This is a genomic window from Qipengyuania sp. NPDC077410 (assembly GCF_044543405.1).
Classification (GTDB): Bacteria; Pseudomonadota; Alphaproteobacteria; order Sphingomonadales; family Sphingomonadaceae; genus Qipengyuania; species Qipengyuania pacifica.
Window position 1 is genome coordinate 63,452 of the sequence record NZ_JBITWB010000002.1, and the last position, 26,053, is coordinate 89,504.

At 58.7% G+C, this 26,053-nt stretch carries 30 protein-coding genes; 19 read left to right on the plus strand and 11 right to left on the minus strand.

Annotation, left to right across the window (positions count from 1 at the left end):
* Positions 1 to 12: 12 nt before the first annotated feature.
* Entirely contained in the window at positions 13 to 2,289 is a 2,277-nt protein-coding gene (locus ACIGGE_RS08240; RefSeq protein WP_397490012.1) for a TonB-dependent siderophore receptor, read from the minus strand.
* A gap of 203 nt (positions 2,290 to 2,492) precedes the next feature.
* Between ACIGGE_RS08240 and ACIGGE_RS08245 the strand changes: the two genes are divergently transcribed.
* Positions 2,493 to 4,163 (plus strand): sulfatase, encoded by a 1,671-nt coding sequence (locus tag ACIGGE_RS08245; protein WP_397490013.1) that lies wholly within the window; start codon positions 2,493 to 2,495, stop codon positions 4,161 to 4,163.
* Between the two features lie 244 nt (positions 4,164 to 4,407).
* On the opposite strand, the gene fixJ is transcribed toward ACIGGE_RS08245, so the two are convergent.
* The gene (gene fixJ, locus ACIGGE_RS08250) at positions 4,408 to 5,031 is read right to left on the minus strand and encodes a response regulator FixJ (RefSeq protein WP_301642871.1); all 624 of its coding nucleotides are present in this window, start codon (positions 5,029 to 5,031) and stop codon (positions 4,408 to 4,410) included.
* Positions 5,021 to 6,568 carry a nitrogen regulation protein NR(II) gene (locus ACIGGE_RS08255; RefSeq protein WP_397490014.1) on the minus strand — a complete coding sequence of 516 codons (1,548 nt, stop codon included), beginning with the start codon at positions 6,566 to 6,568 and terminating at the stop codon, positions 5,021 to 5,023. Before ACIGGE_RS08255 ends, fixJ begins: the two co-directional genes overlap by 11 nt.
* Positions 6,569 to 6,649: 81 nt before the next feature.
* Between ACIGGE_RS08255 and ACIGGE_RS08260 the strand changes: the two genes are divergently transcribed.
* Genes ACIGGE_RS08260 through ACIGGE_RS08280 form a run of 5 tightly spaced genes read left to right on the plus strand, consistent with a single transcriptional unit; the run spans position 6,650 to position 9,029 of the window.
* A complete protein-coding gene (locus tag ACIGGE_RS08260; RefSeq protein WP_301642869.1) occupies positions 6,650 to 7,339 on the plus strand; it encodes an alternative oxidase in 690 nt (229 codons plus the stop codon).
* A 28-nt stretch (positions 7,340 to 7,367) separates the two neighbouring features.
* Entirely contained in the window at positions 7,368 to 7,727 is a 360-nt protein-coding gene (locus tag ACIGGE_RS08265) for a histidine kinase (RefSeq protein WP_301642868.1), read from the plus strand.
* A 1-nt stretch (position 7,728) separates the two neighbouring features.
* Complete coding sequence (locus ACIGGE_RS08270) at positions 7,729 to 8,073, plus strand: DUF1971 domain-containing protein (protein WP_301642867.1); 345 nt, start codon at positions 7,729 to 7,731, stop codon at positions 8,071 to 8,073.
* A complete protein-coding gene (locus tag ACIGGE_RS08275; protein ID WP_301642866.1) occupies positions 8,060 to 8,560 on the plus strand; it encodes a group III truncated hemoglobin in 501 nt (166 codons plus the stop codon). The genes ACIGGE_RS08270 and ACIGGE_RS08275 overlap by 14 nt, the downstream gene beginning before the upstream one ends.
* Positions 8,553 to 9,029: a hypothetical protein gene (locus ACIGGE_RS08280; protein ID WP_301642865.1), complete on the plus strand. Its 477-nt coding sequence runs from the start codon at positions 8,553 to 8,555 to the stop codon at positions 9,027 to 9,029. The genes ACIGGE_RS08275 and ACIGGE_RS08280 overlap by 8 nt, the downstream gene beginning before the upstream one ends.
* 40 nt (positions 9,030 to 9,069) lie before the next feature.
* Here the strand turns inward: ACIGGE_RS08280 and ACIGGE_RS08285 are convergent, their stop codons facing one another.
* Positions 9,070 to 9,552 carry an MgtC/SapB family protein gene (locus tag ACIGGE_RS08285; RefSeq protein WP_048884282.1) on the minus strand — a complete coding sequence of 161 codons (483 nt, stop codon included), beginning with the start codon at positions 9,550 to 9,552 and terminating at the stop codon, positions 9,070 to 9,072.
* Positions 9,553 to 9,736: 184 nt separating this feature from the next.
* Positions 9,737 to 10,216, minus strand: a complete 480-nt coding sequence (locus ACIGGE_RS08290; protein ID WP_146029793.1) for an Lrp/AsnC family transcriptional regulator — start codon at positions 10,214 to 10,216, stop codon at positions 9,737 to 9,739.
* Between the two features lie 142 nt (positions 10,217 to 10,358).
* Here ACIGGE_RS08290 and ACIGGE_RS08295 point away from each other — a divergent pair, with 142 nt between their 5' ends.
* The 8 genes from ACIGGE_RS08295 (at position 10,359) to ACIGGE_RS08330 (ending at position 17,830) form a co-directional block, all read left to right on the plus strand.
* On the plus strand, positions 10,359 to 11,303 hold the full coding sequence (locus ACIGGE_RS08295) for a DMT family transporter (protein ID WP_301642864.1): 945 nt from the start codon (positions 10,359 to 10,361) through the stop codon (positions 11,301 to 11,303).
* A 92-nt stretch (positions 11,304 to 11,395) separates the two neighbouring features.
* A complete protein-coding gene (locus ACIGGE_RS08300) occupies positions 11,396 to 11,719 on the plus strand; it encodes an META domain-containing protein (RefSeq protein WP_301642863.1) in 324 nt (107 codons plus the stop codon).
* Complete coding sequence (locus ACIGGE_RS08305; protein WP_301642862.1) at positions 11,716 to 13,452, plus strand: mechanosensitive ion channel family protein; 1,737 nt, start codon at positions 11,716 to 11,718, stop codon at positions 13,450 to 13,452. The genes ACIGGE_RS08300 and ACIGGE_RS08305 overlap by 4 nt, the downstream gene beginning before the upstream one ends.
* Before the next feature lie 85 nt (positions 13,453 to 13,537).
* A complete protein-coding gene (locus ACIGGE_RS08310; RefSeq protein WP_397490015.1) occupies positions 13,538 to 14,230 on the plus strand; it encodes an META domain-containing protein in 693 nt (230 codons plus the stop codon).
* A gap of 423 nt (positions 14,231 to 14,653) precedes the next feature.
* The gene (locus ACIGGE_RS08315) at positions 14,654 to 16,096 is read left to right on the plus strand and encodes an FMN-binding glutamate synthase family protein (protein ID WP_397490016.1); all 1,443 of its coding nucleotides are present in this window, start codon (positions 14,654 to 14,656) and stop codon (positions 16,094 to 16,096) included.
* A 395-nt stretch (positions 16,097 to 16,491) separates the two neighbouring features.
* On the plus strand, positions 16,492 to 16,794 hold the full coding sequence (locus ACIGGE_RS08320; protein WP_301642859.1) for a hypothetical protein: 303 nt from the start codon (positions 16,492 to 16,494) through the stop codon (positions 16,792 to 16,794).
* A 158-nt stretch (positions 16,795 to 16,952) separates the two neighbouring features.
* Complete coding sequence (locus tag ACIGGE_RS08325; protein ID WP_301642858.1) at positions 16,953 to 17,165, plus strand: DUF2945 domain-containing protein; 213 nt, start codon at positions 16,953 to 16,955, stop codon at positions 17,163 to 17,165.
* A complete protein-coding gene (locus tag ACIGGE_RS08330; protein WP_301642857.1) occupies positions 17,165 to 17,830 on the plus strand; it encodes a DUF488 family protein in 666 nt (221 codons plus the stop codon). The genes ACIGGE_RS08325 and ACIGGE_RS08330 overlap by 1 nt, the downstream gene beginning before the upstream one ends.
* Here ACIGGE_RS08330 and ACIGGE_RS08335 read toward each other — a convergent pair.
* The 5 genes from ACIGGE_RS08335 to ACIGGE_RS08355 form a co-directional block, all read right to left on the minus strand.
* Positions 17,785 to 17,994 (minus strand): hypothetical protein, encoded by a 210-nt coding sequence (locus ACIGGE_RS08335; protein WP_301642856.1) that lies wholly within the window; start codon positions 17,992 to 17,994, stop codon positions 17,785 to 17,787. The two genes, ACIGGE_RS08330 and ACIGGE_RS08335, sit on opposite strands and share 46 nt — an antisense overlap.
* A gap of 77 nt (positions 17,995 to 18,071) precedes the next feature.
* Positions 18,072 to 18,473 carry a PRC-barrel domain-containing protein gene (locus tag ACIGGE_RS08340; RefSeq protein WP_301642855.1) on the minus strand — a complete coding sequence of 134 codons (402 nt, stop codon included), beginning with the start codon at positions 18,471 to 18,473 and terminating at the stop codon, positions 18,072 to 18,074.
* A gap of 59 nt (positions 18,474 to 18,532) precedes the next feature.
* A complete protein-coding gene (locus ACIGGE_RS08345) occupies positions 18,533 to 19,267 on the minus strand; it encodes a uroporphyrinogen-III synthase (protein WP_301642854.1) in 735 nt (244 codons plus the stop codon).
* Positions 19,260 to 20,231: a DMT family transporter gene (locus ACIGGE_RS08350; protein WP_397490017.1), complete on the minus strand. Its 972-nt coding sequence runs from the start codon at positions 20,229 to 20,231 to the stop codon at positions 19,260 to 19,262. The genes ACIGGE_RS08345 and ACIGGE_RS08350 overlap by 8 nt, the downstream gene beginning before the upstream one ends.
* Before the next feature lie 32 nt (positions 20,232 to 20,263).
* Positions 20,264 to 21,268 (minus strand): rod shape-determining protein, encoded by a 1,005-nt coding sequence (locus ACIGGE_RS08355; RefSeq protein WP_301642852.1) that lies wholly within the window; start codon positions 21,266 to 21,268, stop codon positions 20,264 to 20,266.
* Positions 21,269 to 21,540: 272 nt separating this feature from the next.
* Here ACIGGE_RS08355 and rnk point away from each other — a divergent pair, with 272 nt between their 5' ends.
* Entirely contained in the window at positions 21,541 to 21,963 is a 423-nt protein-coding gene (gene rnk, locus ACIGGE_RS08360; protein ID WP_397490018.1) for a nucleoside diphosphate kinase regulator, read from the plus strand.
* A 100-nt stretch (positions 21,964 to 22,063) separates the two neighbouring features.
* Here the strand turns inward: rnk and ACIGGE_RS08365 are convergent, their stop codons facing one another.
* Positions 22,064 to 22,198 carry a hypothetical protein gene (locus ACIGGE_RS08365; protein WP_397490019.1) on the minus strand — a complete coding sequence of 45 codons (135 nt, stop codon included), beginning with the start codon at positions 22,196 to 22,198 and terminating at the stop codon, positions 22,064 to 22,066.
* 598 nt (positions 22,199 to 22,796) lie between these two features.
* On the opposite strand from ACIGGE_RS08365, the gene ACIGGE_RS08370 reads away from it, so the two are divergent.
* The 4 genes from ACIGGE_RS08370 to ACIGGE_RS08385 all read left to right on the plus strand — a co-directional run bounded on the left by ACIGGE_RS08370 (position 22,797) and on the right by ACIGGE_RS08385 (position 26,032).
* On the plus strand, positions 22,797 to 24,014 hold the full coding sequence (locus ACIGGE_RS08370; protein ID WP_397490020.1) for an NnrS family protein: 1,218 nt from the start codon (positions 22,797 to 22,799) through the stop codon (positions 24,012 to 24,014).
* Positions 24,011 to 24,460 (plus strand): hypothetical protein, encoded by a 450-nt coding sequence (locus ACIGGE_RS08375; protein ID WP_301642848.1) that lies wholly within the window; start codon positions 24,011 to 24,013, stop codon positions 24,458 to 24,460. The genes ACIGGE_RS08370 and ACIGGE_RS08375 overlap by 4 nt, the downstream gene beginning before the upstream one ends.
* A 23-nt stretch (positions 24,461 to 24,483) precedes the next feature.
* Complete coding sequence (locus tag ACIGGE_RS08380) at positions 24,484 to 25,209, plus strand: Crp/Fnr family transcriptional regulator (RefSeq protein WP_301642847.1); 726 nt, start codon at positions 24,484 to 24,486, stop codon at positions 25,207 to 25,209.
* A gap of 133 nt (positions 25,210 to 25,342) precedes the next feature.
* A complete protein-coding gene (locus ACIGGE_RS08385) occupies positions 25,343 to 26,032 on the plus strand; it encodes a Crp/Fnr family transcriptional regulator (RefSeq protein WP_397490021.1) in 690 nt (229 codons plus the stop codon).
* The last annotated feature ends 21 nt before the right edge of the window (positions 26,033 to 26,053 follow it).

Genomic DNA, 26,053 nt, shown 5'->3' on the forward strand with positions numbered 1-26,053 from the left:
CAGCCAGCCATCTTACCACTCGAAGGACACCCGCGCCGTAACGACCCGGCCCTGACCATAGTAGCATGATGCGGCAGACGTGCAGGTTACGACGTAACGTTCGTTCGCGAGGTTTCGTGCGTTGAGGGAGAAGGCAATACCCTCCATCGGACCGCGGGGGACGTCATAACGCAGGAACAGATCAAACAGCAGGTAGTCATCGATGTCGAACGTGTTGTTCGTATCGCCGAAGCTGCCCCCGGTATAGCGAGCGCCGCCACCGAAACCGAGACCTTCGAGGCCTCCGGTTTGGATACGGTGATTTAAGAAAATCGACGCCAGATATTCGGGCACCTGTGGCACATTGTTGCCGACAATCGAGCCATTAGTGTCCTCGGTAATCTCGGCATCCAAGTGCGAGGCCGAAGCAATCAGCGTCGTTCCCTGCGTCAAAGACGCTCGACCTTCGAACTCAAGCCCGCGCACGCGAGCCTCGCCAGCTTGGATCTGGCAGACAAGCCGCCCACACAACGTGCCATTCGGATCGCGGACAGGCACGTTCTGTTGAGTAATCTCGAAAGCGCCAGCGGTCAGATAGATGCCATTTCCAGCCTGGTACCGAAGACCGGCCTCATATTGCTCACCCGTTGTCGGTTCGAACAGCACTCCGCCCAAAGTTCCCGATGGATCGACAAGCTGTGGCAGGAAGCTTTCCGAATAACTGAAATAGGGCGCGAGGCCATTGTCGAAAAGATAAACGCCGCCTGCGCGCCAAGTGAACGCATCTGCACTATATGCGTTCGGCGTGTTCGTGATCAGATTTGTCGTGTCATCACTGGCCCAGTCGTACCGACCGCCGATCGACACCCTGAGTTTGCCGATAGACATCTGGTCCTGCAGATAGGCGCCGGTCTGTTCACTGATCGCACCGGTGTAAATTTGCGGACTGAGGTTCGCTTCATAATCGTCACTTCCTCGCGGCACCGGATTGAAGATGTCGAGCAGCGGGTCGACCTGTCCGCGCAAGGCATCACCGAGCCGGGGCAGGATCACCACGTCGCGATAGTGTTCGTAATCCGTATGGAAATAGTCGAGGCCGCCGAGGAGGGTGTGCTCGACCGGTCCGGTCGCAATATCCAGCTGCAACTGGTTATCGACCGCAAACCCATCGCTGAAGCCGTCTGCGCGAATGGCCCGGCGCCCGATTGTCTGACCAGAGATGCAGCCGGCTCCCGCCGCGACCGCAATCGGATTGGTGGCATCGGTACAATCGGTTACCGTATCGCCAGCAAGCACCGTGACCTCGTAGAAGGTTTCGATGTGCGTATAACGAGCATTGTTACGAAATGTCAGCGAAGGCGAAATATCCCATTCGAGGAAGGAGGCCGCGAGCAGCTGATCGCGTTCGAACGTGTTCCAGTCGTTTTCGCCCAGATTGGCGCTGACGTCGATATAGCCGCCATTAGTCTCGAAATAGGTGCCGGTTGCAGGCAGGAACTGGTAGGTCGCATCGCCGCCATCATGCTGATACTGCCCAAGCAACGTCCAGCTGAGATTGGAACTGGGTTCCCACGTCACGCTCGGTGAAACGTAATAACGCTCATTCACGACATCATCGATCTGCGTGCCGCCGTAATGTGCCAGACCCACGATCCGGCCGCTTAGTTCGGACGAAAGCGGCCCGGAAATATCCGCGCCTATTCGGCCCGAGAAATTCTTGAAGTCCGTGTATCCTTGCAACTGCGCAATGGCATTTGCCTGGAACGAGGAAGTCGGACGCTTCGTCACGAGGTTGACGATACCGCCTGGAGCGGTCTGGCCATATAGAACGCTCGATGGCCCCTTCAGCACTTCGATCTGTTCAATCCCGAAAGTATCGAAGCCAAAGCGGGAGAACTGACCCCCTATCGGCAGTCGCAGCCCATCGACGAAATTGTTGTTCGCCGAGAACCCGCCTGCCGAAAAGCCGCGCACGGCCACCTCGTCGGTTCGGCTATCAATGCCGAAGGGTTCGGCTTGGACACCCGCCGTATATGACAAGGCATCGGCGATCGTGCTTGCTGCCCGAAGTTCGATCTCGTCGCGATTGACGATTGAGATCGTCTGGGGTGATTCGATGATGGGCGCATCAGTTTTCGTGGTCGAAAGTGCGGTGGAAAGCCCCGTCGCGGTTACGACGATGGTATTGTCGGCGGGGCGAGATCGCTCTTCCGCGCCGCTTGGTGAAGAAGCGGCCTGTGCGCAAGTCATCGATGGAAATGCAGCCACGCCTGCGAGGAGGATGGCAGCGAAAGAGTTACGGTAATTCAATGGAGCCCCCGGATCCGAAATTGTAGAGCGGCGGCTAATGCGAGTCATTCGCATTTGCAACCCTTGTGTTAGACTTAGAGGTTCGAGCTCATCCAAAGAGGGCTGAGCTGAGCCCACTGCGAACCGCGATGCTCCTATGGCGCTGTAACCGGTTTCATGCTTAACTGGTGAAACTCAGGGGTTCACGCAAATGGGATTGGAAGATGAAACGGCTCGCATTTTTTATCGCGCTAGCACTCACAGGATGTGCATCCCTGCCGTCCGACCAGAAGCGGCTTGCCTTACCTGCTGCGACGCTCGACGATAAACGACCAAACATCATCTTCATCATGTCCGACGATCATGCGCAGACCGCGATCTCGGCGTATGGAACCGACATCGGCAGAATCGCGCCGACCCCCAATATCGACCGTATCGCTCGAAATGGGGCCCTGTTCGAGAACAGTTATGTCACTAACTCGCTGTGCGGGCCAAGTCGCGCCACGATGCTTACCGGCATGTTCAGCCACATGCATGGCTTCACAAAGAACGGACAGGCGCTCGACAACGCCTCGTGGAATTGGGTCCGCGAGCTCGGGAACTCGGGCTATCAGACAGCGCTGTTTGGCAAATGGCACCTCAACTACTCTCCCGAAGGTTCAGGCATCCAGACATGGGCCGTGCTTGACGATCAGGGTAAATATTACAATCCCGACATTATAACGCCGAAAGGTAGGCAGGTGATCGAGGGCTACGCCACCGACATCACCACCGATCTGACGATCGACTGGCTTACCCATCAACGCAAGACAGATCAGCCTTTCGTGCTTATGATGCATCACAAGGCGCCGCACCGAAATTTCATGCCTGCGATCCGCCATATCCAGAAATACATCGGCACCGAGTTTCCAACTCCCACGAATTACTTCGACCATTACGATGGTCGGCCCGCCGCAGCATCGCAGGAAATGACCATCGCGCAGGACATGTATGAGGGCCACGACCTGAAGATGACGACGAAAGAGGGCTCGGGCGAACTCCGGTTCAATCCTTGGACTAATGACTTCGACCGCATGACCCCGGCGCAGCGGAAAGCTTATTTTGGCGCACTCCAGCCCGGCAATGATGCGATGAACAGCGCCGACATGAGCGCGCGTGAGATGGCGATCTGGAAATATCAGCGCTACATGGATGAATACCTCGGCACCGTGGCCGCGGTTGACGAGAGTGTTGGACGTCTGCTCGACTGGCTGGAAAGATCAGGCGAGATGGACAACACGATCGTCGTCTACACGTCGGACCAGGGCTTTTACCTTGGCGAACACGGCTGGTTCGACAAGCGCTTCATGTACGAGCAGTCACTACGCACGCCGTTCCTAATGCAATATCCCGGTCATATTCCCGCCGGCACCCGAGTGGAGGCACCGATACAAAATATCGACTACGCCGCAACGTTCCTCGACTATGCCGGACTCCCGCCGCGCGCGGAAATCCAGGGTCGCTCGTTGCGTGCAGTGGCTGCAGGTTCGCCCCCTGCCGACTGGCGCGATGGGGTCTATTATCATTACTATGAATATGTCCGAGGGCCTGGGAATCACGCGGTAAGCGCGCACTACGGGATCAAGTCAGAACGCTACAAGTTGATCCGCTTCTACGGCCACGTGAACGCGTGGGAGTTCTACGATCTTTCGAGAGATCCAGACGAGATGCGCAACAGGATTGATGATCCGGCAATGCAGAATCAAATTGACGAAATGAAACGACAGCTCTCCGCGTTACGCTTTCGTTATCATGACGACACGGGGCCGGCAGTGCTCGATGCGCTTACTTCTCAATCGGCTAGAGTCCGGAGCAAACGCGATGCCGAGGCCGCCGCCGGCCTCCATCACCACTGAGAATTCCTATCTGCTCCGCCGATTTTCGCTGCAGTAGCGTAAGATTTTTCCGCGGACTTGAGGTTGCCTATTCCGGTCGTACAGATGTGATCCTGCAAGTTGAAATTCAAGCCAACCTTCAGAAAGCCATGCAGGCGTCAGCCTAAAATGCATGCTTCCTAATCGGTCCTAATCGGTCGCCGAAATTGGGCCGTTTACGGACCGTCCGCTTCCGTCCGAAATCCGGTGAAAGCAGACGAACCAGCTAGCCCAGCCGGGCAATCGTAACCATGCGCACGAGATCGGAGAGGGTCTTCGCTTGCATCTTCATCATCGCATTGGCGCGGTAGACTTCGACAGTTCGTGGGCTGATGTCGTGATCGAAGGCGATCATCTTGTTGGCCTTCCCTTCCACAAGGCCATCGACCACCTCGCGCTCCCGCGTAGAGAGCAGAGCGAGACGGTCGAGCACTTCGCGGCGTTCGTTTTGTTTCTGCTCATCTTCGGTGCTCTCGTTCAGCGCCTTGCGGATTGCCGCTAGTATGGCCTCGTCGTCGAACGGCTTCTCGATAAAGTCCGCAGCGCCAGCCTTCATCGCTTGAATGGCCAGGGGCACGTCGGCGTGACCGGTGATGACAATCACCGGCACCGCCGCATCGCGCTCCTTCAGCTTCTTGGCCAGTTCGACACCGTTTGTGCCGGGCATGCGCACGTCGGTCACCACGCAGGCGCCGGAAAGCGGAGGTGCGGATTTCAGGAAAGCATCAGCCGAGGCGAACGAGCGAACACGGATTTCGGCGACGTCGAGAAGAAACTCCAGCGAGTGCCGCACACTCTCGTCGTCGTCGACGACATAGACGATCGGATCACTGGCACTACTATTCGCCATCATATAGTTCCTCGCTTGCAACACGCTGGACCGTAAAGCCGAACTCCGCCCCGCCATCGGGAGCTGGCCGGCCCCAGATACGCCCGCCATGCGCCTCGACGATCGTGCGCGAAATCGACAGCCCCACGCCCATACCGGTGCGCTTGGTAGAGATGAAGGGCTGAAAAAGTCGGTCGGCGACTTCGGGATCGATGCCGGGACCGGAGTCGGTCACCGATACCTGCGCCATATCGTCGTCCGCCGGTTCGACCATGATCGTCAGCCTACGCGGCGAAGAGCCTGAGTCTGCCAGCGCGTCGACGGCATTTCGCACAAGGTTGAGCACGACTTGCTGAATCTGCACCTTGTCGACCAGCACCAGATCGATTGCAGGGCTGAACTCATACTGCACCCGGATGCCATGCTCCTTGGCACCCACGAGCGCGAGAGCGCTGGCCTCCTCGACGAGCTTCGGCAGGCTCTCGATCGTGCGTTCGGTTTCGCCGCGGGCTACGAAATCCCGCAGCCGGCGGATGATGTCGCCCGCCCTGAGCGCTTCCGCGGCGGCCCGCTCAACGGCTTCCGCTACGCGCTCGTGCTGGACCTCCTCTCGCATGAGCAGCAACCGGCTACCCTTGAGGTAATTGGCGATCGCCGAGAGCGGCTGGTTGATCTCGTGCGCGAGCGCAGACGCCATTTCACCCAAAGCGGTAAGCCGCGAGACGTGCACCAGCTCGCTTTGTAATTCCTGCAATCTTGCCTCGGCCTGCTGGCGCTCGGTCAGGTCCCGGATGAACCCGGTGAAGAAGCGCTGCCCTTCCGCCTGCATCTCGCCCACCGCGAGTTCGAGCGGGAAGGTCGAACCGTCCTTGCGCTCGCCGACGACCACGCGACCCTTGCCAATGATCCTCCTCTCGCCGGTGCGATAGTAGCGCTCCAGATAGCCGTCATGCGCGCTGCGGTAGGGATCGGGCATCAACACCTTGACGTTCTCTCCGGCCACCTCTGCCGCATGCCATCCGAACATCCGTTCGGCCGCAGGACTGAAATCGCGGATCAATCCGGATTCGTCGATGACGATCATCGCATCTGGCACGGTGTCGAGGATCGATTGCAGATGGGCTTCACGCCGCGCGAGAGCGACGGCGGCGGTTTCAGTTTCGATCCGCGCGCGTTGAAACCATTCGCCGCCGATGGCCACGGCCAAGCCGATAAGCACGAAGGCTGCGGCGGCAATCAGGCTTCCGCCCTCGATCGGTCCGCTCAGCGCGTCGCACCATAGACCCGCGGCAGCGCCGACCACAGCCGCAAGACTTCCGGCTCGAATCCCGGAAAGTGCGCTCGCGACAACCACGCCGGGAACGAAGAAAATGAACGTCGCGCGCTGACCGAGTTCGTCGGCCGCCAGCAGGCGGACCGCCACGCCCGCCGCTATAGCGAGCAGTGCCAGTAACAGCGCGGTCGAAAACGACAGGCGCGGCAGGAAGCGGCTGACAAAGCTGGTGCGCCCTACCTCCGGTAAGGCCCTTAGGGTGCTTGGCGTAGGGTGATCATCCAAATTTCGTGGTCCCGTGCATCGGCATAGAAGGAGGGCATCAGCGGCGCTCCAACAACATTTGCCGCAAGCGGAGAAGTTTCAATGACTGCACCCTTCATCGATCTCGGTGTCCACCACAACCCCCGCGGCATGTCGGATCGGATTGCCTTCGGCTTCACCAAGGCGCTGCGCTGGTGCGCCGATACTTTCTTTGCCGAGCGTTACGGCCACCGTGCCGTTGTGCTCGAAACGGTTGCGGCCGTGCCGGGCATGGTCGGGGCGACGATCAACCATCTCGCCTGCCTGCGCCGCATGTGCGACGACAAGGGCTGGATCAAGACGCTCATGGACGAAGCCGAAAACGAGCGCATGCACCTCATGACCTTCATCGAGGTCTCGCAGCCCACACGGTTCGAGCGAGCGGTGATCATTGGCGTGCAATGGGTGTTCTACCTGTTCTTCTTCGCGCTCTATCTGATCAGCTCGAAGACCGCGCACCGTGTCGTGGGCTACTTCGAGGAAGAGGCGGTGATCAGCTACACGCACTATCTCGCCGAGATCGATGAGGGTCGCAGCCCGAACGTGCCCGCGCCGGAGATCGCCAAGCGCTACTGGGGTCTCCCTGAGGATGCCACGCTGCGCGACGTCGTGCTGGTGGTACGCGCCGACGAGGCCCACCATCGCGACGTCAACCACGGTTTCGCCAACGAGCTTGCGGGTCTACCGGTCGGCCAAGTCGCCGAATGCCCGCCGCACGTGACGCTTGAACCCAACTGGAAGAAGGCCGCCTGATCCAGGCTGCTGGCGAGGAGGACGGAAGATGGTCGATCAAGCCAAGATCCTGTTGCTGGTCGAAGATATCTCCGTCTTTTCCGCGCTGCGTTTCTCGCTCTCGGTCGAAGGGTTCGAAATCGCCAAGGGGATTGCGAAGGAGGGCGACCTTTCCACGGCGGCCGCGCTGGTCATCGACGAACGCTACGCTGGCGACGGTCTTAATGCTCTCGATGGGTTGAAGAGACAGGGCTGCTGCGCGCCAGCGATAATCCTTGCGACCAATCCTACTGTTAAGCTGCGAGCCCGTGTCGCCGCCGCAAACGCAGAGCTGATCGAAAAGCCGCTTCTGGGCGACGAGTTGAGCAGTGCGATCCACGCCATCTTCGAAACACGAAAGGCGGCCTGACGTGACCACCCATCTTCCCGACGGCATCAAGCCATACAAGCGCACGGCAACTTTCAGCGAAGACACTGTGCCGGCAGGTCTGCTGGCTGAGCATTCCACCAAGGACGGCGTCTGGGGTCTCATCCAAATCGAGGAAGGCAAGTTGAGATACGTCGTCACCGATCCGCGCCGCGCCTCGACCGAATTACTGCTCACGCCCGAATGCGAACCCGGCGTAGTCGAACCGACAATCCTTCACCGTGTCGAGCCGGTCGGAGCGGTGCGGTTTCATGTGCAGTTCCTGCGCGTTGCAGACGCAACACCTTTCGCCGACAAAGACGAGGGAGGCGCTCATGACCAGCGCTAACATCCCTTCGCATCCGGCCGATCCCGACACCCGTTCCTTCGCGCAGCAAAAACGCGCTGAAAAGCGCGCAGCGGCCGAGGAAATCGGGATTGACGCGGCGTTTATCGATCGCCTGGTCGAAGCATTCTACGCTAAAATCCGTGAGGATGACCTTCTCGGCCCGATCTTCGCCGAACGCATTGCGGATTGGTCGCCGCACCTAGCCAGAATGAAGGGTTTCTGGCGCTCGGTTCTCCACAATAGCGGCGAGTTCTCGGGCAATCCCATGCTCAAGCACCTTGCTATTCCGGGCCTCGAACTCCGGCATTTCTCGCGCTGGCTCGAGCTCTTCTACGAAACGCTTCGGGAAGCAGAAGGGAATCCTGCCGCGACCGATCTCGTCGGCGCACGGGCGAGGATGATCGCCGACAGCTTGCTGACTGCCATAGAAATGCGCCGAAACGGACTTGCCGGAGGGCGCGCAGGAAAGGACCTACCCCATGCCTGATACCGTTCTTCGCACGCAATCCGCGGCGCCACTGCCGGAGTCTCTCGATGCACTGCCCGATGTGCTGGTTCCGATTCCCGCGCTCGAGGCCAACGACAACGAAGCGCCGAGGCAAGCACAGCAGCCCGAATCCCGAATGTTCGAACTGCCCGCATCGGTATGGCGGGCGATGATTGCCTGCTACGCGATCTTCCTGATTGCCCAGCTTGGTGCGACCGGCGGCGCTCACGCCGCGTTCGCGATCGCAATCTCGGCGATCTACGTCACCATGTTCTTCGGAACCGCCCGTGTGATGCTACGGCAAGCATCGTCGCAACCGCGCAGCGTTCTCGATCGTCCGGGCACTGTCCTGCAAACTGCCTACGGACCGCTGGCGCGCAAGGAAGTTTATGGCCAGGTGCTCATAGTTCCGGCAGCCGTCGCCTTTTTCGGGATAGGTATCAGCGTCATTAGTGCGGTCGTAATGTAGGAATATCAGCCGACGTATCGCAAAAAACCACTGCCTGCTGTTACTTCTCCTTGCGAACTTCGTCGCTGCCATCCTCCTGTTCAAGATGACCGAAATGCTTCAGCGGCGCCATGATCCACAGCGTCGCGACGGTTATGACAGAAAGCATGATCGCAACATCAAGGCTGCCAAGACCAACTGCCGCGCCGATAGCACCGGTAATCCAGAGGCTGGCGGCCGTGGCGGTGCCCTTGACCGAATCCTTGAGGCGCAGAATGGCCCCGCCACCGATAAACCCCATGCCGGTTATCAGACCTTCGACAATGCGGGCCATCGCCTCCGGAGTATCTGCAGTCATCGATTCCGCTGCCTGGATAAACCCGCAACTGGCAACAGCGACGAGCGGGAAGGTCCGAAGCCCCGCACTCCTTTCCGATTTTTCCCTGTTCCAGCCGATCGGGAACGCCAGAAGATAGGCCAGGCCAATCGCGACCAGGTGAGGCATGATGTCGAAATGGTCAGGCCCCAGAAACTGTTCAAACATCCCAAACTCCGCAGCATTTTAGGAACTTAATTAAAATCAGCGAGGAGGTTCCGCGCCACGATCATACGCAAGGAATTATGTTCTAAGCCCCAGGGCGTGCCTCTCGGGCTCCGGGGCCAACGGAACATGGTTGAACCGGCGGTGCCATTCATCTCGGAGCCTGCACTTGTCTTAGACGCGAGGGTCAGGTCGCTCCTAGAGGAACGCCCACCCATCCTTTTATCCGGCGCATTACGGCCACGGTTCTTACGGTCTCGATCTTGAGTTCTCCATCGGCCAACTCGTCTGCTAGATTGGTCCAGAACTCCATGTCCGGAACCAGGAAACGAACCAGAAAATCGTAGCTCCCGCTCACCTGATAAGCCTCGATTGCTTCGGGGATGTCGGCAAGCGCCTGTTCGATCCTTCGCGTGCTTGCAGGATCGTGTGCCGAAGCAACAATCTCTGCGAACACGGTAAGATTAGGACCCAGCTTGGCTGCATCGACCTGGGCCTTGTAGCCCGTGATGACCTCTTCTTTCTCCAGCCTGCGCAGGCGCGCGAGACAAGCACTCGGTGAAAGAGCCACCGCCTCGGAAAGACGCTGATTGGAAATCCGGCCATCGCGCTGAAGGATATCGAGGATTTTGCGGTCGATTCGGTCAAGCGAGGGTTTCTGCGGCACGCTCGTCTCCTTTCCGCAGATTCTATTGTGCAGGGGAAAAACTTTGAAGGGAAATACGGTTTTCCAGCCTCTATATTTGCAGTCGAAGCGCCGCAAGATCTGCGGCGCTCGTTTTTTTTGGCTAGCGAGACAGGAAGTCGGCATGCAGCGACTGCACATCCCCCGTCGTATCGTTCCCGAGCTCGCTCTGCTTGCTGCATCGGTGCTTTGGGGCGCGAGCTTTCTCGCGACCAAGATCGGCATGGAATTTACAGGGCCGCTCGGCTTTGTCGCCCTACGCTATCTGATGGCAACCGTTGCCTTTGCGCTGGTCCTGCCGCGTGCGACCCGCGAAATTGGTGCCACCGAAATGGTTGCCGGTATCGTCGTCGCTGCCACTGCGTGCATCGCATATGGCGCACAGGCCTATGCGCTGCAAACCACGGACACTGGGCGCGTAGCATTTCTTTCCGCACTCTACGTGCCACTTGTTCCTGTGCTTCAGCTGCTGTTTTTTCGCCAACGCGCAGCTGCCGGGATCTGGATCGGAGTTGTCCTTGCCTGTCTCGGTGTAGCCATCATGTCGGGCCTGTCGCCAGCCGACATCACCCTTAGCTACGGCGATACACTTTCGATCGTTGGCGCCGTTGCAATCGCGGTAGAGGTTGTCATCCTTGGATATTACGTGCGCCGGGCCGATCCTGTGCGGATCGCGTTCGTGATGATGGTCACCACCACGCTGCTGTGTGCTGCCTTCGCGCTCGCCACAGGGGAGCCAATGCCGGTTGCTTCGCCGACACTGTTCTGGGTGGTCGTGGGCTATGGTATCGCTACCGCCTACATCCAGTTCGCGATGAGCTGGGCCCAGGCCCGGGTCGATTCCTCGCGTGCCGCAATTATCTACGCGCTCGAACCAGTCTTCGGTGGGTTGTTTGGCTATGCGGCGGGCGAAATCTTCGGCCTGTCCGACGTGGTCGGTGCGCTCGTTATCTTGGCCGGCGTGATCATCGCTTCATTGCCACGGCTGGTGGACAGGCTTCTTATGCGCAGACCGGTCAGGACGTCTGTTCGATTGGCCGATCGGCCCATGACGGAAACCTCGCCATGATCTCGTCTGTGAGAATGGTCGGCATCACAGCGATGTTTTATATCTCCGGGTGCGCGGGCCTCCCGAGGTCAACGGAACCGCTCGTCGGAGCCTTGATCGTCGAAGACATCGCCGGGCGCGGGATCATCGATTATTCGCGTATCGAACTGGTCCTGGAATATGACGAGCAGCTTTCTGGCTCGACAGGATGCAATCTCCTTCTCGGCCGATACCGCGTCGATGGCTCGGCCATGACGATCGACATCGCAATGACGACGCGTAAAGTCTGTCCTGAAGCGCTGATGTATCAGGAACGGGTCTTCCTAGGAACCATTGAGTCGATCGATAGCTACCGCTTCGACCCGACCGGTGCCTTCGTGTTGCAGGACGGCAACCAGCCATGGGTTTTGGCGCAATCCCACAAGAGACGACCATGAAATCCACCCCAATTTGTTCGATCTTGCGGCGTTTCCTTAGTCACGCAGTCGCGGTCATGGCTCTTCTTGTCGGGGCGACAGTTGCGCAAGCCCAGCTTCCGACGCCTGAGCCTTCCGAAACAGCGCAAACCGAAGCTCCCGTAGACACATTCGAAAGGCAAACTCCGCGCTCCAGCGTAACAGCGCTGCTGAATGCGCTTGCCGCCGAGGACTACGAACGGGCCGCGCGCTACTTCGCCGGCACTCCCGATCCGGCCACGCTGCCCCTAGACAATGAAGGCTCGCAAGCGACCGACGCGTCGGAAGGACTGGCTCAAGGTGCAGATCTCGCTCGAAAATTGAAACTCGCGCTCGACAGCGGGGGGATGCTTCGACCCTTTGCCGTGCTTTCCAACGCTCCCGATGGCGACTTGGAAGACGGACTCGATCCTCTCCTGGAGCAAGTCGGCACGTTCCAGCTCGAAGATTCCGACCAGCCCATTATCCTCCAGCGCGTCGCCGTAGGGGAACGGGACTTACTGCAATGGCGAATTTCGCCGGAAACAGTGTCGGCTCTCGAAGATTGGACACCTTCGCCTGAGGTCGCGGAACAAAACGAGGAAAAGGCGATCGAAGTCGCCGGCGCGCCAGTCCTCGACTGGCTTTTGTTGATCGGCGTAGCGGTCGCGCTTTTCGCAGCGCTACGCCTGCTCGCTGCTGCAATTATCTCGGTCCTGCGGCGACTCATTCCCGAACACAGCAGCAGCACCGTCTTTCGTTTGATCCACGCCGCTCTCCCACCGCTCGCGCTCTACGTGGCGACAATCGCCTTCTTCTATGTTGCAGGCACCATGGAGGCCTCGATCATCGCTCGCCAGCAGCTGCTGCGCGGCGCAGGTATCGCGGCCTGGCTTTCCCTTGGCTGGTTTTTGTTCAGGCTGATCGATGCTGTCGCGCGGATGGCGAGCGAACGGATGAACCGCGCGGAGCGGCGCCAGGCCGCATCGGTCATCACGCTGTTGCGGCGGATCGCCAAGCTCACATTGCTGGTCATGATCTTCATTGGCGTGCTCGACACGTTCGGTGTCGACGTAACCACCGGTATCGCTGCTCTCGGCATCGGCGGGCTCGCCTTGGCGCTCGGCGCGCAGAAAACGATCGAGAACCTGGTCGGGTCTGTCACGATCATCGGAGATCATCCGGTGCAGGTAGGCGACGCTGCCCAGATCGGCGATACGTTCGGCACGGTCGAGGATGTCGGCATGCGCTCGACCCGTGTGCGCACGATCAACCGGACGCTGGTAACGATCCCCAACGGATTTCTTGCCGGCGAGAAGATCGAGAATTTTTCCGCTCGCGACCAGTTCCTCTTCAAGCACGTGATCGGGGTCAGCTACGACACGGATGCCGAGAAGATGAGCGAGGTTCTGGCCGCGTTCCGGACAATCCTGGCGGAAAACGATCATGTCCTCGAAGAAGATGCTCGCGCACGCTTCATAGGTTTCGGCGAAAGCGCACTCAACATCGAGATCTTCGCATATTTTCGGACTGCATCGTTCGCGGAGTCACTCGAGATGCAGGAGGTTCTGCTCCTCGCGCTGATGCGGAAACTGAAAGAACTCGACGTGGAAATCGCCTTCCCCACTCGCACGCTTCACATCGACGCTTACGGCTCGGCCAACGGCCGCTCGGCGCCGATCTCAACCGCCCGCCCAAATCAGGAGGGTAACAGGGAGAATGGCGGTGAAATGTAACTTGCTGTTAGCATCGGCTGCCCTCGCCATGAGCCTGAGTGCCTGTGCCACCATTCAGCCCGCTGCAGAAAGCAGTGAGGTCGTCATGGTAGAAAGAATTACCGGCGCACTGTCCTATCGCGAGCGCATCGCGCCGCCCCCCGAAGCGCAGGTGGAAATCGTTGTTTCCGACATCACCCTCGGTCGCAACCAGGAGCTCATCCTCTCGCGCACGATGAACACGATCGGACAGGCATCGCCGCCGATCCCGTTCTCGATTGACGTGTCGAAGCTGAATTTGAGCGACGGCCCGCTCTACGGCCTGCGAGCCTTCATCCGCGAGCCCGATGGCACAATCCTGTTCCGCACCAGTGAACCTTTCCTGCTCGATCTTCGCAGCGACACCGTCGATATCGGCGACATAAGGGTATCGATGACATTGCCAGACGATCCCGGCCTTGCCGGTATTCCTGACCTGCAGGACGGCGAATGGCGTGTAACCCAGATCGGCGGCGATGTCGTGGCGCAGATCTCCGCTCCTACGATGACCTTCACGGCCGATGGTCGCTTGTATGGTTCCACCAGCTGCAACCGCTGCAGCAGTTCATATGGCCTCGATGGCAACTCGCTCGAGGTTGGCAATGTCGCTGCGACGAAGCGCGCCTGTGAAGCCGGATTGATGCAGCAAGAGCGCCGTTTCCTCGATGCCCTTTCTCTGATCGAGAACGCATCGCTCGAAGCTGGGGGTTTTCTCGTCCTCTCCGGCAATGGCCAGCGCCTTGTCGCAGTCCTCAACTAAGGATTATCCGATGTTGAAGAAATTCCGAAGTCGCGCCACTTGAAATTACCATGTCGAAATCGCACTACCTTTTTATGACACTGGTCGATCATGGTCTCGGGGTGATGGTTCCAGCAGGCAGCAGCACCGCGCGCCTGTATCCCTAGAGCGCTTCGGGCGTTCTAGGGATGTGCGCCACGCTGCAACTTCCAGCATCGATGTTTTCCAAGCCCAAGGCGATGACGAGCCCGAGGCATGCTCGCTTCATTTGCGAGACCGGAGCCAACAGTGTTCTTCTCCCGCTTTACCGTGCTCGGCCTCTGTCTGGCTGGCCTCCTGTTTGCTCTCACGAGGCTTAGCGACGCATGGGCATTGCCAGTTCTCGCAATTTTCTCGTGTCTATGTCTCTTGGGCGTCATCGACCTTATCCAAACGCGGCATGCGGTGCGCCGGAACTATCCGATCATCGGACGCCTGCGATGGGCTTTCGAGAAGATAAGACCAGAAATTCGTCAATACCTGATCGAAGGCGATGACGATCAGACGCCCTTCTCGAGGGCGCAGCGCTCCTTGGTCTATGCTCGCGCAAAGGACGAGGTTAGCGACCGTCCGTTCGGAACGCTCTCTGACGTCTACAAGAACGGCTACGAATTCATTTCGCATTCCACAAAGCCCAAGCCGTTGGCAGATCCCGACAGCTTCAGAGTGCCGATCGGGGGAAGCGACGCGCGCGATCCCTACATGGCCTCGATCTTCAACATCTCCGCGATGAGCTTCGGCTCCCTGAGCGCCAACGCTATCCGGGCGTTAAACGAGGGAGCCAAACTCGGCGATTTTGCGCATGACACTGGCGAGGGAGGGATCAGCCCCTACCACCGTGAGAATGGCGGCGACCTTATCTGGGAAATTGGCAGCGGCTATTTCGGTTGTCGAACCGAAAAGGGACGCTTTGACCCGGTGCGCTTCGCTGACAATGCTGCCGACCCGCAGGTCAAGATGATCGAACTGAAGCTGAGCCAGGGTGCCAAGCCCGGTCACGGCGGCATCCTTCCCGGCGAGAAAGTCAGCCCCGAGATCGCTGCTACACGCGGTATTCCGGTAGGCGTCGATTGCATTTCCCCTGCCGAGCACTCGGCATTTTCCACACCGCTTGAGATGATGCACTTTCTCGCTCAGCTCCGAACCTTATCGAAAGGCAAGCCAGTCGGTTTCAAGCTGTGCGTCGGACACCCATGGGAGTTCATGGGAATGGTCAAGGCGATGCGCGAAACGGGGATCTTTCCCGACTTCATCGTCGTCGATGGCGCAGAAGGCGGAACCGGGGCGGCCCCGGTCGAGTTCGCCGACAACCTCGGCATGCCGATGCGCGAGAGCCTCCTGTTCGTCCACAATACACTCGTAGGTGCCGGGGTTCGTGACCGGATAAAAATCGGCGCGGCCGGCAAAATCGTCAGTGCGTTCGACATCGCTGCGGTCCTAGGGCTGGGTGCCGACTGGACCAATGCGGGGCGCGGCTTCATGTTCGCGCTCGGATGCATCCAATCGCTTTCCTGCCATACGAACCGCTGTCCGGTCGGCGTTGCCACGCAGGACCCCTTGCGCCAGCGGGCCCTGGTCGTGCCTGACAAGGCAGAGCGGGTCCGGCGCTTTCATCGCAATACGTTGCGAGCGCTCGCGGAAATGACTGCTGCTGCCGGTCTCTCGCACCCATCCGAGCTTGGACCGCACCATCTAGTAAGACGTGTCTCTCTGACCGAAATCCGGCTCTTCTCCCAGCTTCACATTTTCCTCGAGGACGGCGAGCTGCTTTCAGGAACGCATGACCGGGATTTCTACAGCGCCGCCTGGAAACTCGCACGCGCCGACCGGTTCGAGCTGGTAGCCTGAAACTGATTTTCCATTTCCTGACGGCTGTTCTTGCAGCCCTTCTTCACTCACAGGGTGCCGCAGCGGATCAAGGTGGCACCGCGCGGGATTCGACCGCATGGACCATATCGCAAGCTACCGCCTGTTACGATACCGGTCCTGGGCGTGGTGCCGAACTCTCGGCAGATACCGAACTGGGCGCTTCGGCCGATGGACCCGCCGGACCGCGCGGAGTGCTGGCCTTGGTTCGTCAGGCGCACGCATGGGAACGCAATGAGGAGGTCCGGCAATCCTACCACCGGATGGCCGACGCACCTGCGCAATGGTCGCTTCCCCCTCCGACCGGCCCTCCATTTTCCTGACACTCTGGACCTTTTTAGCGGACTTTCGTCCGCATCCAACAGTCAGGACATTCAATGGAAACCGAAATGCAACGCGGTGCGATCCGCGACGAACGGCGTGCATACGCCAAGGCCTTGTCGGCCCGATACCCCGACCTGCCGATTGATCAGCTCGACGATCTTCTGCGATGGTCCCGCAAGGAGGCAAGCGCGCTCGATGCCGGATTGATTTCGATGGATGACGAGGTGTCGCAGCAATATGCATTGTTGAAGCGCGACGAACTCGATCGGTTCGCGATGCCCGATATCGTCTTCATGCTGCTGTTCTGGTCGGCGATGTGCGCCATCATCGGCGGTATCGGTTATCTGGGTAGTTGATATGTGGAAGGGCCCGAAGCGAGAATCCCTTCGTTCCGGGCTCATACCCCGTCGCCAGATCCTGCCAGCTAACAAGCCATTGCAGCCCCTTGCGAAACGTTCCTGTCTATGCCCCGTTTGATAGGAAGAACGACATCGTCCCAACGCAGGAGCGCATCATGGCGAAATACGCAGTCGGAGATCATGTCAGCTGGAATTCCGAGGCAGGAAGAGTCAGCGGAACAATCTCCAAGGTTCACGAATCGGATTTCGACTACAAGGGTCATACGCGGCGTGCCTCGAAGGACGAGCCTCAATACGAGATCGAAAGCGACAAGACCGATCATGTGGCAGCCCACAAGGAAGATGCGCTGACAAAGCTGAAAAGCTGATGCCAACCGTTTTCACGATCGGCCATTCCAATCGGGATGCGGACATTGTCATTGCCATGCTGAAAACAGCAGGAGTGGACATGCTGGCCGATGTTCGGGCTTTCCCCCGCTCCCGCGCCAGTCCCGCATTCAACATCGATTCCTTCCCCGATCTGCTCGATGAGCACGACATCGCCTACGGACACTTCGATAAACTCGGCGGCAGAAGGAAACGACAAGATGATGTGGATCCGGCGCTGAACGGATACTGGTGCGTCCAGAGCTTCCATAACTACGCCGACTATGCGTTGAGCGGCGACTTCCAGTCGGCGATCAAGGACCTCGTTAACCTAGCGGATAATTGTCGCGTGGCGTTGATGTGTTCCGAGGCGGTCTGGTGGCGATGCCATAGGCGTATCATCGCCGATCATCTCATGGTTCGCGGTCATGAAGTTATCCATTTGATGGCTCCCGATCGTCAGGAACGGGCAAAGTTGACGGATGGAGCCGTTGTCAGCGGATCAACCGGAGTCGTCTATCCAAGCTCGGAATACCGTGAGGAGCCGAACGAGCATATCCCATTATGCCGATACGAAAGGCTCGCGACCCGCGAGAACGAACTTCGTGCGCGTCACGTGGATCAGTCTACCCGCTCGAGCAGCTCCTCCGACGAGACGATCTGGTAAAGATCTCTGTCGATCTGTCGGACAGGCTCATCATCGGAAGTTCGCCAACCGATGGCGCCCACACGGCGACGCTCGCCGCGCTCAGATTTCGAAATGGCGATGTGGCGATACTGGATGACTTCGACCGGCCTGTCCGCATCGCCGCGGCAGGACATATTGGACATTGTTTCTTCAATTACATCGGCTTCGGCGGGCGTTGAAGCAGTCGGAAGCTGACTTGCCGGCTTGCTTCGCTCGATCGTCACAGAATCTGCGCATCCGGAAGCGAACCGATATCTTCCATCGTCATCTCCGACGAAAGATCGGTGTCATTGCCACGGGTCGTCACGGTCAGACCGTCAATCGGTATCGCGACGTAACGATCAGGATCGCTGTCCTCGACTTCTATAAGAAGTTCGGTCGCATTGCCGTCGGCATCTTTCGTCACGGCTTCCACGTCACCCAATTTGGTTCCGTCGGCGGCCAGGATTTCAGCATCGAGCAACTGGCGTTCGGTCAGACCGAGTGCCACCGGGGTGTCGCCGGACTCCTGCGCGCTCTGCTCGGCTTGTTCTTCAATACGGTCTTCGACCTGGTCTTCCTGATCATTGCAGGCGGAGAGGAGGAGAGCGGATCCGAAAAGCAGGCGGGCGAACTTGTTCATGTTGATCTCCATTATTATCTATCCGTCACGCTAAAGAATGCGGCTGCTCCTGTGTTCCGTTAAGGGTTCGCGATGAGCGCCAGCATCGAGGCTTCGTCGGGCCGTGCGGCGACACGAATATCCATTCCTTGCTTCCCCTCGAAAGGAGCCGCGGCTGCATCGGAGATGCAATAGACGATGCCTCTGAAAGGCCGGGATGTCCGTTCCAGGCAGCGCTTCACCACATGACCAGCGCGCGGCGAGTGGATCAGAATTCCGTTTATCTCGTGCGGTGCTGGAAGGGATGCCAATAGCTTCGCGACAGCGACATCGCGGGTCTCATAGACCGGCTTTCTCGTGGCGAGATAACCCTTGCGGCGAAGGTTGCCGGTCAGGTCTCCAGCCGGCCGGTGGGCGGAAAAGTGCAGAAGCCGACTCCCTCGCGGGAGGGACTGAACGATCAGGCGCTCCAGATCGAGAACATCCCCAGCCGCCGAGACAACATGGGTATATCCAGCGTGGGCGGCACTCGCCGCTGTCCTGTCGCCCACCGCGAACACTGGAATATCGAGAAGTGCCGGGCAGATAGAATGATGGCGCACGCCATTTACCGACGTGAACACGATCGCATCGGGCGGCTCGTCCAAAGCTTTCTCAGGGAGACCTTCCACTCGCAGAACGGGCACAGCCAGCGCATCGAACCCTAACCGCCGCAAGGCGCCCGCAGTCTTTTCGTTATCCGGCGACGTGCGTGTGACCCAGATCGTCGGCCCGAATGCGGGATCCTTCGCGTGTGTCGGGAAACGGTCACTCACTTTCATTTCGTCGTTCGATATTGTCTGTCTTCGAAGAAACGACAGCTCCCGCCAGAGGCTTGCTACCTCGGCCAGCGAGAAGAATGCCGCCAACTATCAGCGCCATTCCGATCGCATGAAAGCCTCGCAAATGTTCGCCTAGAAAGATAATCGCAAGCCCCGCGCCCATAACTGGCATGACGTTCATATACATCCCGGTTCCTGCAGACCCGATGAGTTCTACGCCCCTGTTGAAGAAGAGGTAGGCGAGGATGGAAGGAAAAACCGAAACATATCCGATCGCCAGCAGGCTTTCCTCCTGCAAAACGATATAGCGCCCCGAATTGAGCTCCAGCGCATAGAACGGCGCGATCACGATTATGCCGACGATCAAGGTCACTGCAAACAGGCTTAGGGGATGGATCGCAGGGCAGCGCCTGAGCATTACCGCATAGACCGCCCACAGACACACGGCGAGGCCGATGATGAGGTCGCCTTCGTTGAAATTCAGGGTGCCGAGAACACCAAAGTTCCCGCGAGCGATGATCCAGAGCACACCAGCCAGCGCGATGGCGGCACCGACGATCTGGCGCAGTGCCGTGCTGTCGCCCATGAAAATCGCGCCAAGAAACAGAATGAGGGCGGGTTGGCCCGACTGCAGCAACATGGCGTTGAGCGCTGTGGTCTGTTGCAATCCGCTGTAGAGCAGGGTGTTGAAGGCGCCGATGCCGAGTGCGCCAAGCACCAGCAGCATCCTCCAGTTCCCTCGGATGACGGGAGCATTCCGCCGCAAGTGGCGCCATGCAAATGGCAGGATGATGGCCAGGGCAATCGTCCATCTCCAGAACGCCAAGGCGACGGGAGGGACCAGCTCGCACGCCGCGCGCGCAACGATTGCATTACCGGCCCAAAACAGGGCGGTGAACGTAAGGAGCACGTAAGCGCGCGACCACAGGCTTGCAAAGAAGCGGGACTTGTTTTGCATGTTCGACCCGGACGAAACGCTGCCGTCGAGAGTTAGGCAGCGCGCTCCTCCATCAACCGCATCAGGCCGCGCGAGACGCAACCGGAGGGATCGTTGGCGATGGTCACGGCAACACCGCATTCAGCGGTGATCGCCTCAGCCAGGAATCTGGCGCAGATCCCACCGCCCGTGGCGACAACGCGCTCGCTCAACAGGTCGGCGGCAAGATCGGGAGATATTTCGCCGACCACAAGCTTGGCGGCATCTGCAAAACGACCGAAGTGTCGCTGCAGCACGGGGTGAAACTCGGAAACCGTCAAGGTCAACGTTCCTGGAAGACCATTGTGCAGTGATCGACCTCTGATTTCCACTACCGCGTCCTCGGCACCTTCTGCCGCGAGATGCTTCTTCAGCGTCTCGGCGGTGATTTTGCCTATGAGGAAGTGATGCCGGAGATGAAGATGTTCGGTAATCGCCTCGTCGAGGCCGAGACCGCCCAAACGCACGGAGCGCGAACGACATTGTCCGTCGATCGAGAAGACCGCAACCTCGGTCGTTCCGGCGCCGCATTCGACGACCATGGACGCGCGGGCTTCGCGGACGGGCAGGTCTGCCCCAATAGCCGCTGCAAAAGGCTCGCGCACCAGTTCGATCCTTCCGAAGCCGGCATCGTCCGCGGCAGCGAGCAATGCATTCGCCTCTGCCTTCGTGGCGTCCGCCGGAATACCGATCATGGCTGGGGGGCGTCCTCTACGCTTCCTGCCAACCACCGACGAGAGACCATGAGCAAGCAGTGCGGAAGCTGCGTCCATATCCTGCAAAACACCGCGGGCAAGGGGACGGCGGACCACATGGGTTCCGGGAACCCGATCGACCATCGCCAGAACGTCCCGGCCAGCTGCAATCAGTTTCATCTGACCGGCCGTCTTCTCGTAATAGCACAGGGATGGTTCGTCGAAGACCACGCCTTCGCCTCGCACCATGATACGCATGTTGGCAGTGCCGAGATCGATGGCGAGATCTGGTCCGCGTCTGGAGCCGAAAGAAGGAAAGTTCATCATTTCCTTCAGATAGGCCTTCCGGACATGAAAGTCTCGAAATAGTCGATGAGGCGATTGGTCTTATGCCATTTGACTAAACCGAAGATCGCGCCCACATGTGGCTCATGGTCTTTTCGCAACACATCGACCGACATTTCGCGCACGCAGGTCAGCTGCCCGCACGGGCGCACGCCTCGTCTCGACGGCCGTGATCCGGTCCGGGACGAGGCTCCCGGACGATCTTCAGCCCAGCCGAGATTCTCTTGCGGCTCTCTAGCGAGTTACGAAAAATGACCACTTCCCAAAACGGCCAAAAGCCGATCATTCATGTTATCGATACCGAAGCGGACGCGCTCTACGAACTGGCGATGTCCATCGAGGAGCGCAGTCCGGATGTAGCTGGAAAACTGTACGAGGAACTGGATCGCGCTAATGTCGTGGCAGCCGAAGACCTACCTCATGACGTTGTGACCATGCAATCCGAGGTCGAATTCGTCGACGAGCGATCGTGTGACCGGCGCAAGGTTCAACTGGTATGGCCGCGCGATGCGAACCTGGACCAGAACCGTCTCTCCGTGCTGACCCTCGTGGGCGCCGGTCTCATTGGAATGCAAGCCGGTTCTGCGATCAACTGGCCCGATCGTTCTGGCAAGGAACGCTGCCTGCGGATCGTCGACGTGCGACAGCCGGAAAGGACGGACCGGGCAGCCTAGCATTGCGGGATATTCGTGTTGTTCCCGGGGCTTCCGTTATGAGAAGATCTCGATATGACCGGGAACCTCGAACCTGCTCTGGCGGCCGGATGAGGTGGATCTATGCTCCGCTGATCCAGATCGCAATCAGCGATACTCGAGCAAGCACGATCAATGACAAAACCACCGTAGTAATCACTTTGGGACCGGCATTCCCCAGATTGCGCACACCCACGCCTAGGCCCAGTGCAGCCATGGATACCTCCGTCAGCAGCGTTGCCACGAAGCTTAAGGGGGCGAGCGCAAATTGAGGTAGGAGACCAAAGGATCTGGCCGCATCGCCGAACGCCTGTCGGAGTATTCACCGTTGTCGGCGGACGGTGCAAAAAGAGGGGCGACGGTCAAGCACACGGACCGCATCGCGGTGTTGAGGCATCATATCGATGACCTAGCGAAAGTCACCGACTTGGTAGCAGGGGATATTTTACTGGCATCCGCGCTCGTCACGTCATCACTGGTCCCGATGCAATTCAATGCGCCTTGGTCCAGACCTTCGATGTCTTAAGATCATTTGCGGACCTCTCGCCCTTCGTGGCTTCTCGACACTGATGATAATACTGGCTGGCCATCACGCGATTTGCCCACTCTCTAGTGCCCCCCAGTATTGTCGGTTGCGCGTGTCATCCCGCGCTTTCCCATCACCTGAACCGTCCTAGCAATCGATGCATTCTAGGAGCGAAGGTGGAAGCGATCGCGAGCAATTCGGTTCGACGTTTTAGCGAAGTTTGAGGTAAATCAAGTTGTCCGGCGGGGTGTAGTGCTATCGGTGACCTAATCGAACAAGGTCGCCTCGTATGCCGACAAATTCTGAAAGACTGGAGCTGCGCCGCAGACGAATGGCGAAAAGCCCGCCGATCCTGCGCGGCGGCTTCAGACCATTCTTCCTCGGTGCCGCAGCTTGGGCCATATCCGCCCTAGCGGCATGGCTGACCGTGCTTTTTGGTTTCGTGTCGTTCGACCTGCTCGACAATCCACTCGCATGGCACCGTCATGAAATGCTGTTCGGCTTTGTCGGTGCAGCGATCGCAGGATTTGTGCTGACAGCAGTTCCGAACTGGACGGGGCGGCTGCCCATTGCAGGTGGTCCCTTAGCCGCCCTTTTCGCAGTGTGGCTCTCCGGGAGACTTCTTCCGTTCGTATCGCCCGACAATAATCCCATGCTCATTCTCGTCGATGGAGGCTTCTATCTCCTTCTGGCATTCCTCCTCGCACGCGAGATAATCCAGAGCAGAAACCGCAATCTGCCTGTCGTCGCGATCGTGCTCCTCTTTGGAGCTGCCGGTATCCTAGACCGGCTTGAAATGGCAGGTTCGTTAGATTCGTCGCTGGGATGGCGAGCCGGACTCAGTCTCGTCGTCTTGTTAATCGCGATCATCGGAGGACGAATTATCCCGAGCTTTACGCGTAACTGGCTCAGCTCCATCGGCGCTCGTGAACGATTGTCCACGCAGCCTCGCACCTTGGACAAAGTGATAATCGCCCTGACCGCCGCCGCACTGCTGGCGTGGCTAAGCGCACCGTTCAGCTTGTTGAGCGCGGTGCTCCTATCGAGCGCTTCCGTTGCCCACTTTCTTCGCCTGTCGAAATTGCATGGCTGGCGGTGCAGCGCCAATGCTCTGGTGTGGATTCTGCATCTGGCATACCTCTGGCTCCCGGTGGGGCTCTTGCTTCTTGCCGGTGCCCAAGTCGAGATCGTTCCGGAGACAGCGGGTATCCACGCCTTTTCGACAGGCGCGATGGCAACGATGATTCTCGCAGTCATGAGCAGAGCCAGCCTCGGCCATACCGGCCGGGCGCTCTTTGCCAGTCGGGAGATTGTCGCCTCGTATATTCTCATCACGATTGCGGCTGTCTTGCGGGTTCAGGCAGCTCTCTCCATCGGCGACGGACAGGCGGCGCTGGCGGTTGCTGGAGCAGCTTGGCTCGGAGCATTCGGCCTCTTTCTTTTCCGATACGGACCGACCCTGTGTGCGCCGCGATCCGATGAGAACACGAAGGCAGGTCAGGCATGACAAACCGTTCAGCCCTGAGAACCCTAGGGCTTGCTGTCGCTGTTCTTGCGACGCTTTTCTCTCTGTCGTTCATCGCGACGCCAGTAAAATTCCTGGCAGCCGACGTGCCGATGTCTCATTTACTCGCGGTGGGGCGAGAGACCTTCCGGGCGTCCGTCGCGATCGAGAGCATTCTGCTGTTTGCCCTTTTCGTTTCGGCACGAGGAACATCGCGCCGTTTGATAATCGTAGCAATCGCGACAGTGGCTCTGCAGTGGATCGTAATCATGCCGGAATTGGACGACCGCACGATGGCGCAGATCGCAGGTGCGGCGGTCGGACCAACATCGCTGCACGATTGGTGGATCGGGCTCGATGTCATGCGCTTGGCGATCTATGCCTTCGTCGTCCACACGTGCTCGCGCCATCTTCGTAAAACTGTCCGGACGAACGGGTTGGAAAGCTAAGCATGCAGGGCTAGACGGTGGCCATGCAGGCCGAAGATCCAACAAATGAAATCAATTTCTGTCAGGCTTGCTCCGTCCGAAACCGCGCGATCTGCGCCGACCTGGACGATCATGAAATAGCGTTGTTGAACAAGATCGGGCGCAGAAGACGTCTGGCGCCTGGAGAAACCCTTTTATGGGAAGGCGACGAAGCCGTCTTTGTCGCCAACGTGGTTTCTGGTGTGCTGAAGCTCTCCACCCAGAAAAGTGATGGCCGGGAACAGATCCTCGGGCTCGCCTATCCATCCGATTTCCTCGGTCGTCCCTTTGGCGAGGTTTCTCCCTACAGCGTAGAAGCTCTGAGCGAATCGATCGTCTGCGTTTTTCAGCGATCGGATTTCGAGCGCTTTGCCGAGGAGCATGGGCGGCTGGAGCACAAGTTACTTGAACGAACGCTGGGTGAACTCGACAGAACCCGACGCTGGATGCTGCTTCTAGGGCGGATGAACGCAGAGGAAAAGCTCGCAACTCTGCTTCTCGAAATCGCCTCACGAACAGTCTTGGCGACCTGTGAGAATACGGGATGGAAAGTGCCTGACGAGTTCGAGCTTCCAATGTCACGCCAGCAGATCGCGGATATTCTCGGCCTCACTATCGAAACAGTCAGCCGCCAGTTTACGAAGTTCCGTGAGGAAGGCCTCATTGAAATGCGAGGCCGTCGGGACGTCACCATTCGTAAGCGTGACGCTCTCGAGATGCTGGCTGCATAATCGCGCCTTATACCTTGTCGCCAAACCCGATGCGTCACGTTTAGAAATATTCTAGCCGTTTGATCTGCCTCAAAGACCTGATGGAAGTTCAACTGCACATGTCGATCCGGAACCTATTGCGGAGCTCCGGGCCTTGTCCGACAACGATCTTCAGCGCCTTTTCGCTGCCTTACTCCATTTGGACCTGCCAAAGTCCATGGCATCACGCCTTTGCGCGTTGGGCGGCGACGTAGACATCAAATGCGGCGCAGTTGCGGAGCTCGACGACCCCGCTGTCAGATTTATTGTCTTCGTTGCAGAGGGTGTTGCGAAGTTTGTCGGACATCTTGGTAATGATCGAGAACAGGTCGTTGCGTTCTTGCTGGCGAACGATCTCACAGTGTTTCCGCGGTCAGACGCCGTGCCATACTCGCTACACGGCATCACCGACTGTCGCCTCCTTGCTTTTCCGGCAGACGCCTTCATTCGAACCATCGCGGCAGATCCCGATTTAGCGAAGGCGGTTTGCGAACACATGTTCGTCGCATTTGATCAATCCCGAGACATGTCGGTGCTCCTTGGCCGCAAGACCGCGCAGGAACGTGTTGCGACTTTCCTAACATCGATGGCCGAACGCATTGGAAAACAAAATGATGACGGAGTATCGCTCAGTCTTCCGATATCTCGACGCGAAATCGCTGACAGCTTGGGGCTGACCATCGAAACAGTCAGTCGGCAATTCACCGAGCTGCGGGAACTTGGCATCATAGATACCAACGGCAGATCCGACGTTACGATATTAGACCGGCTTCGAATTCGGGAGGTGGCTGCGCTTCCTTGTTGAGAAGCAAAATTTTTCGAAATT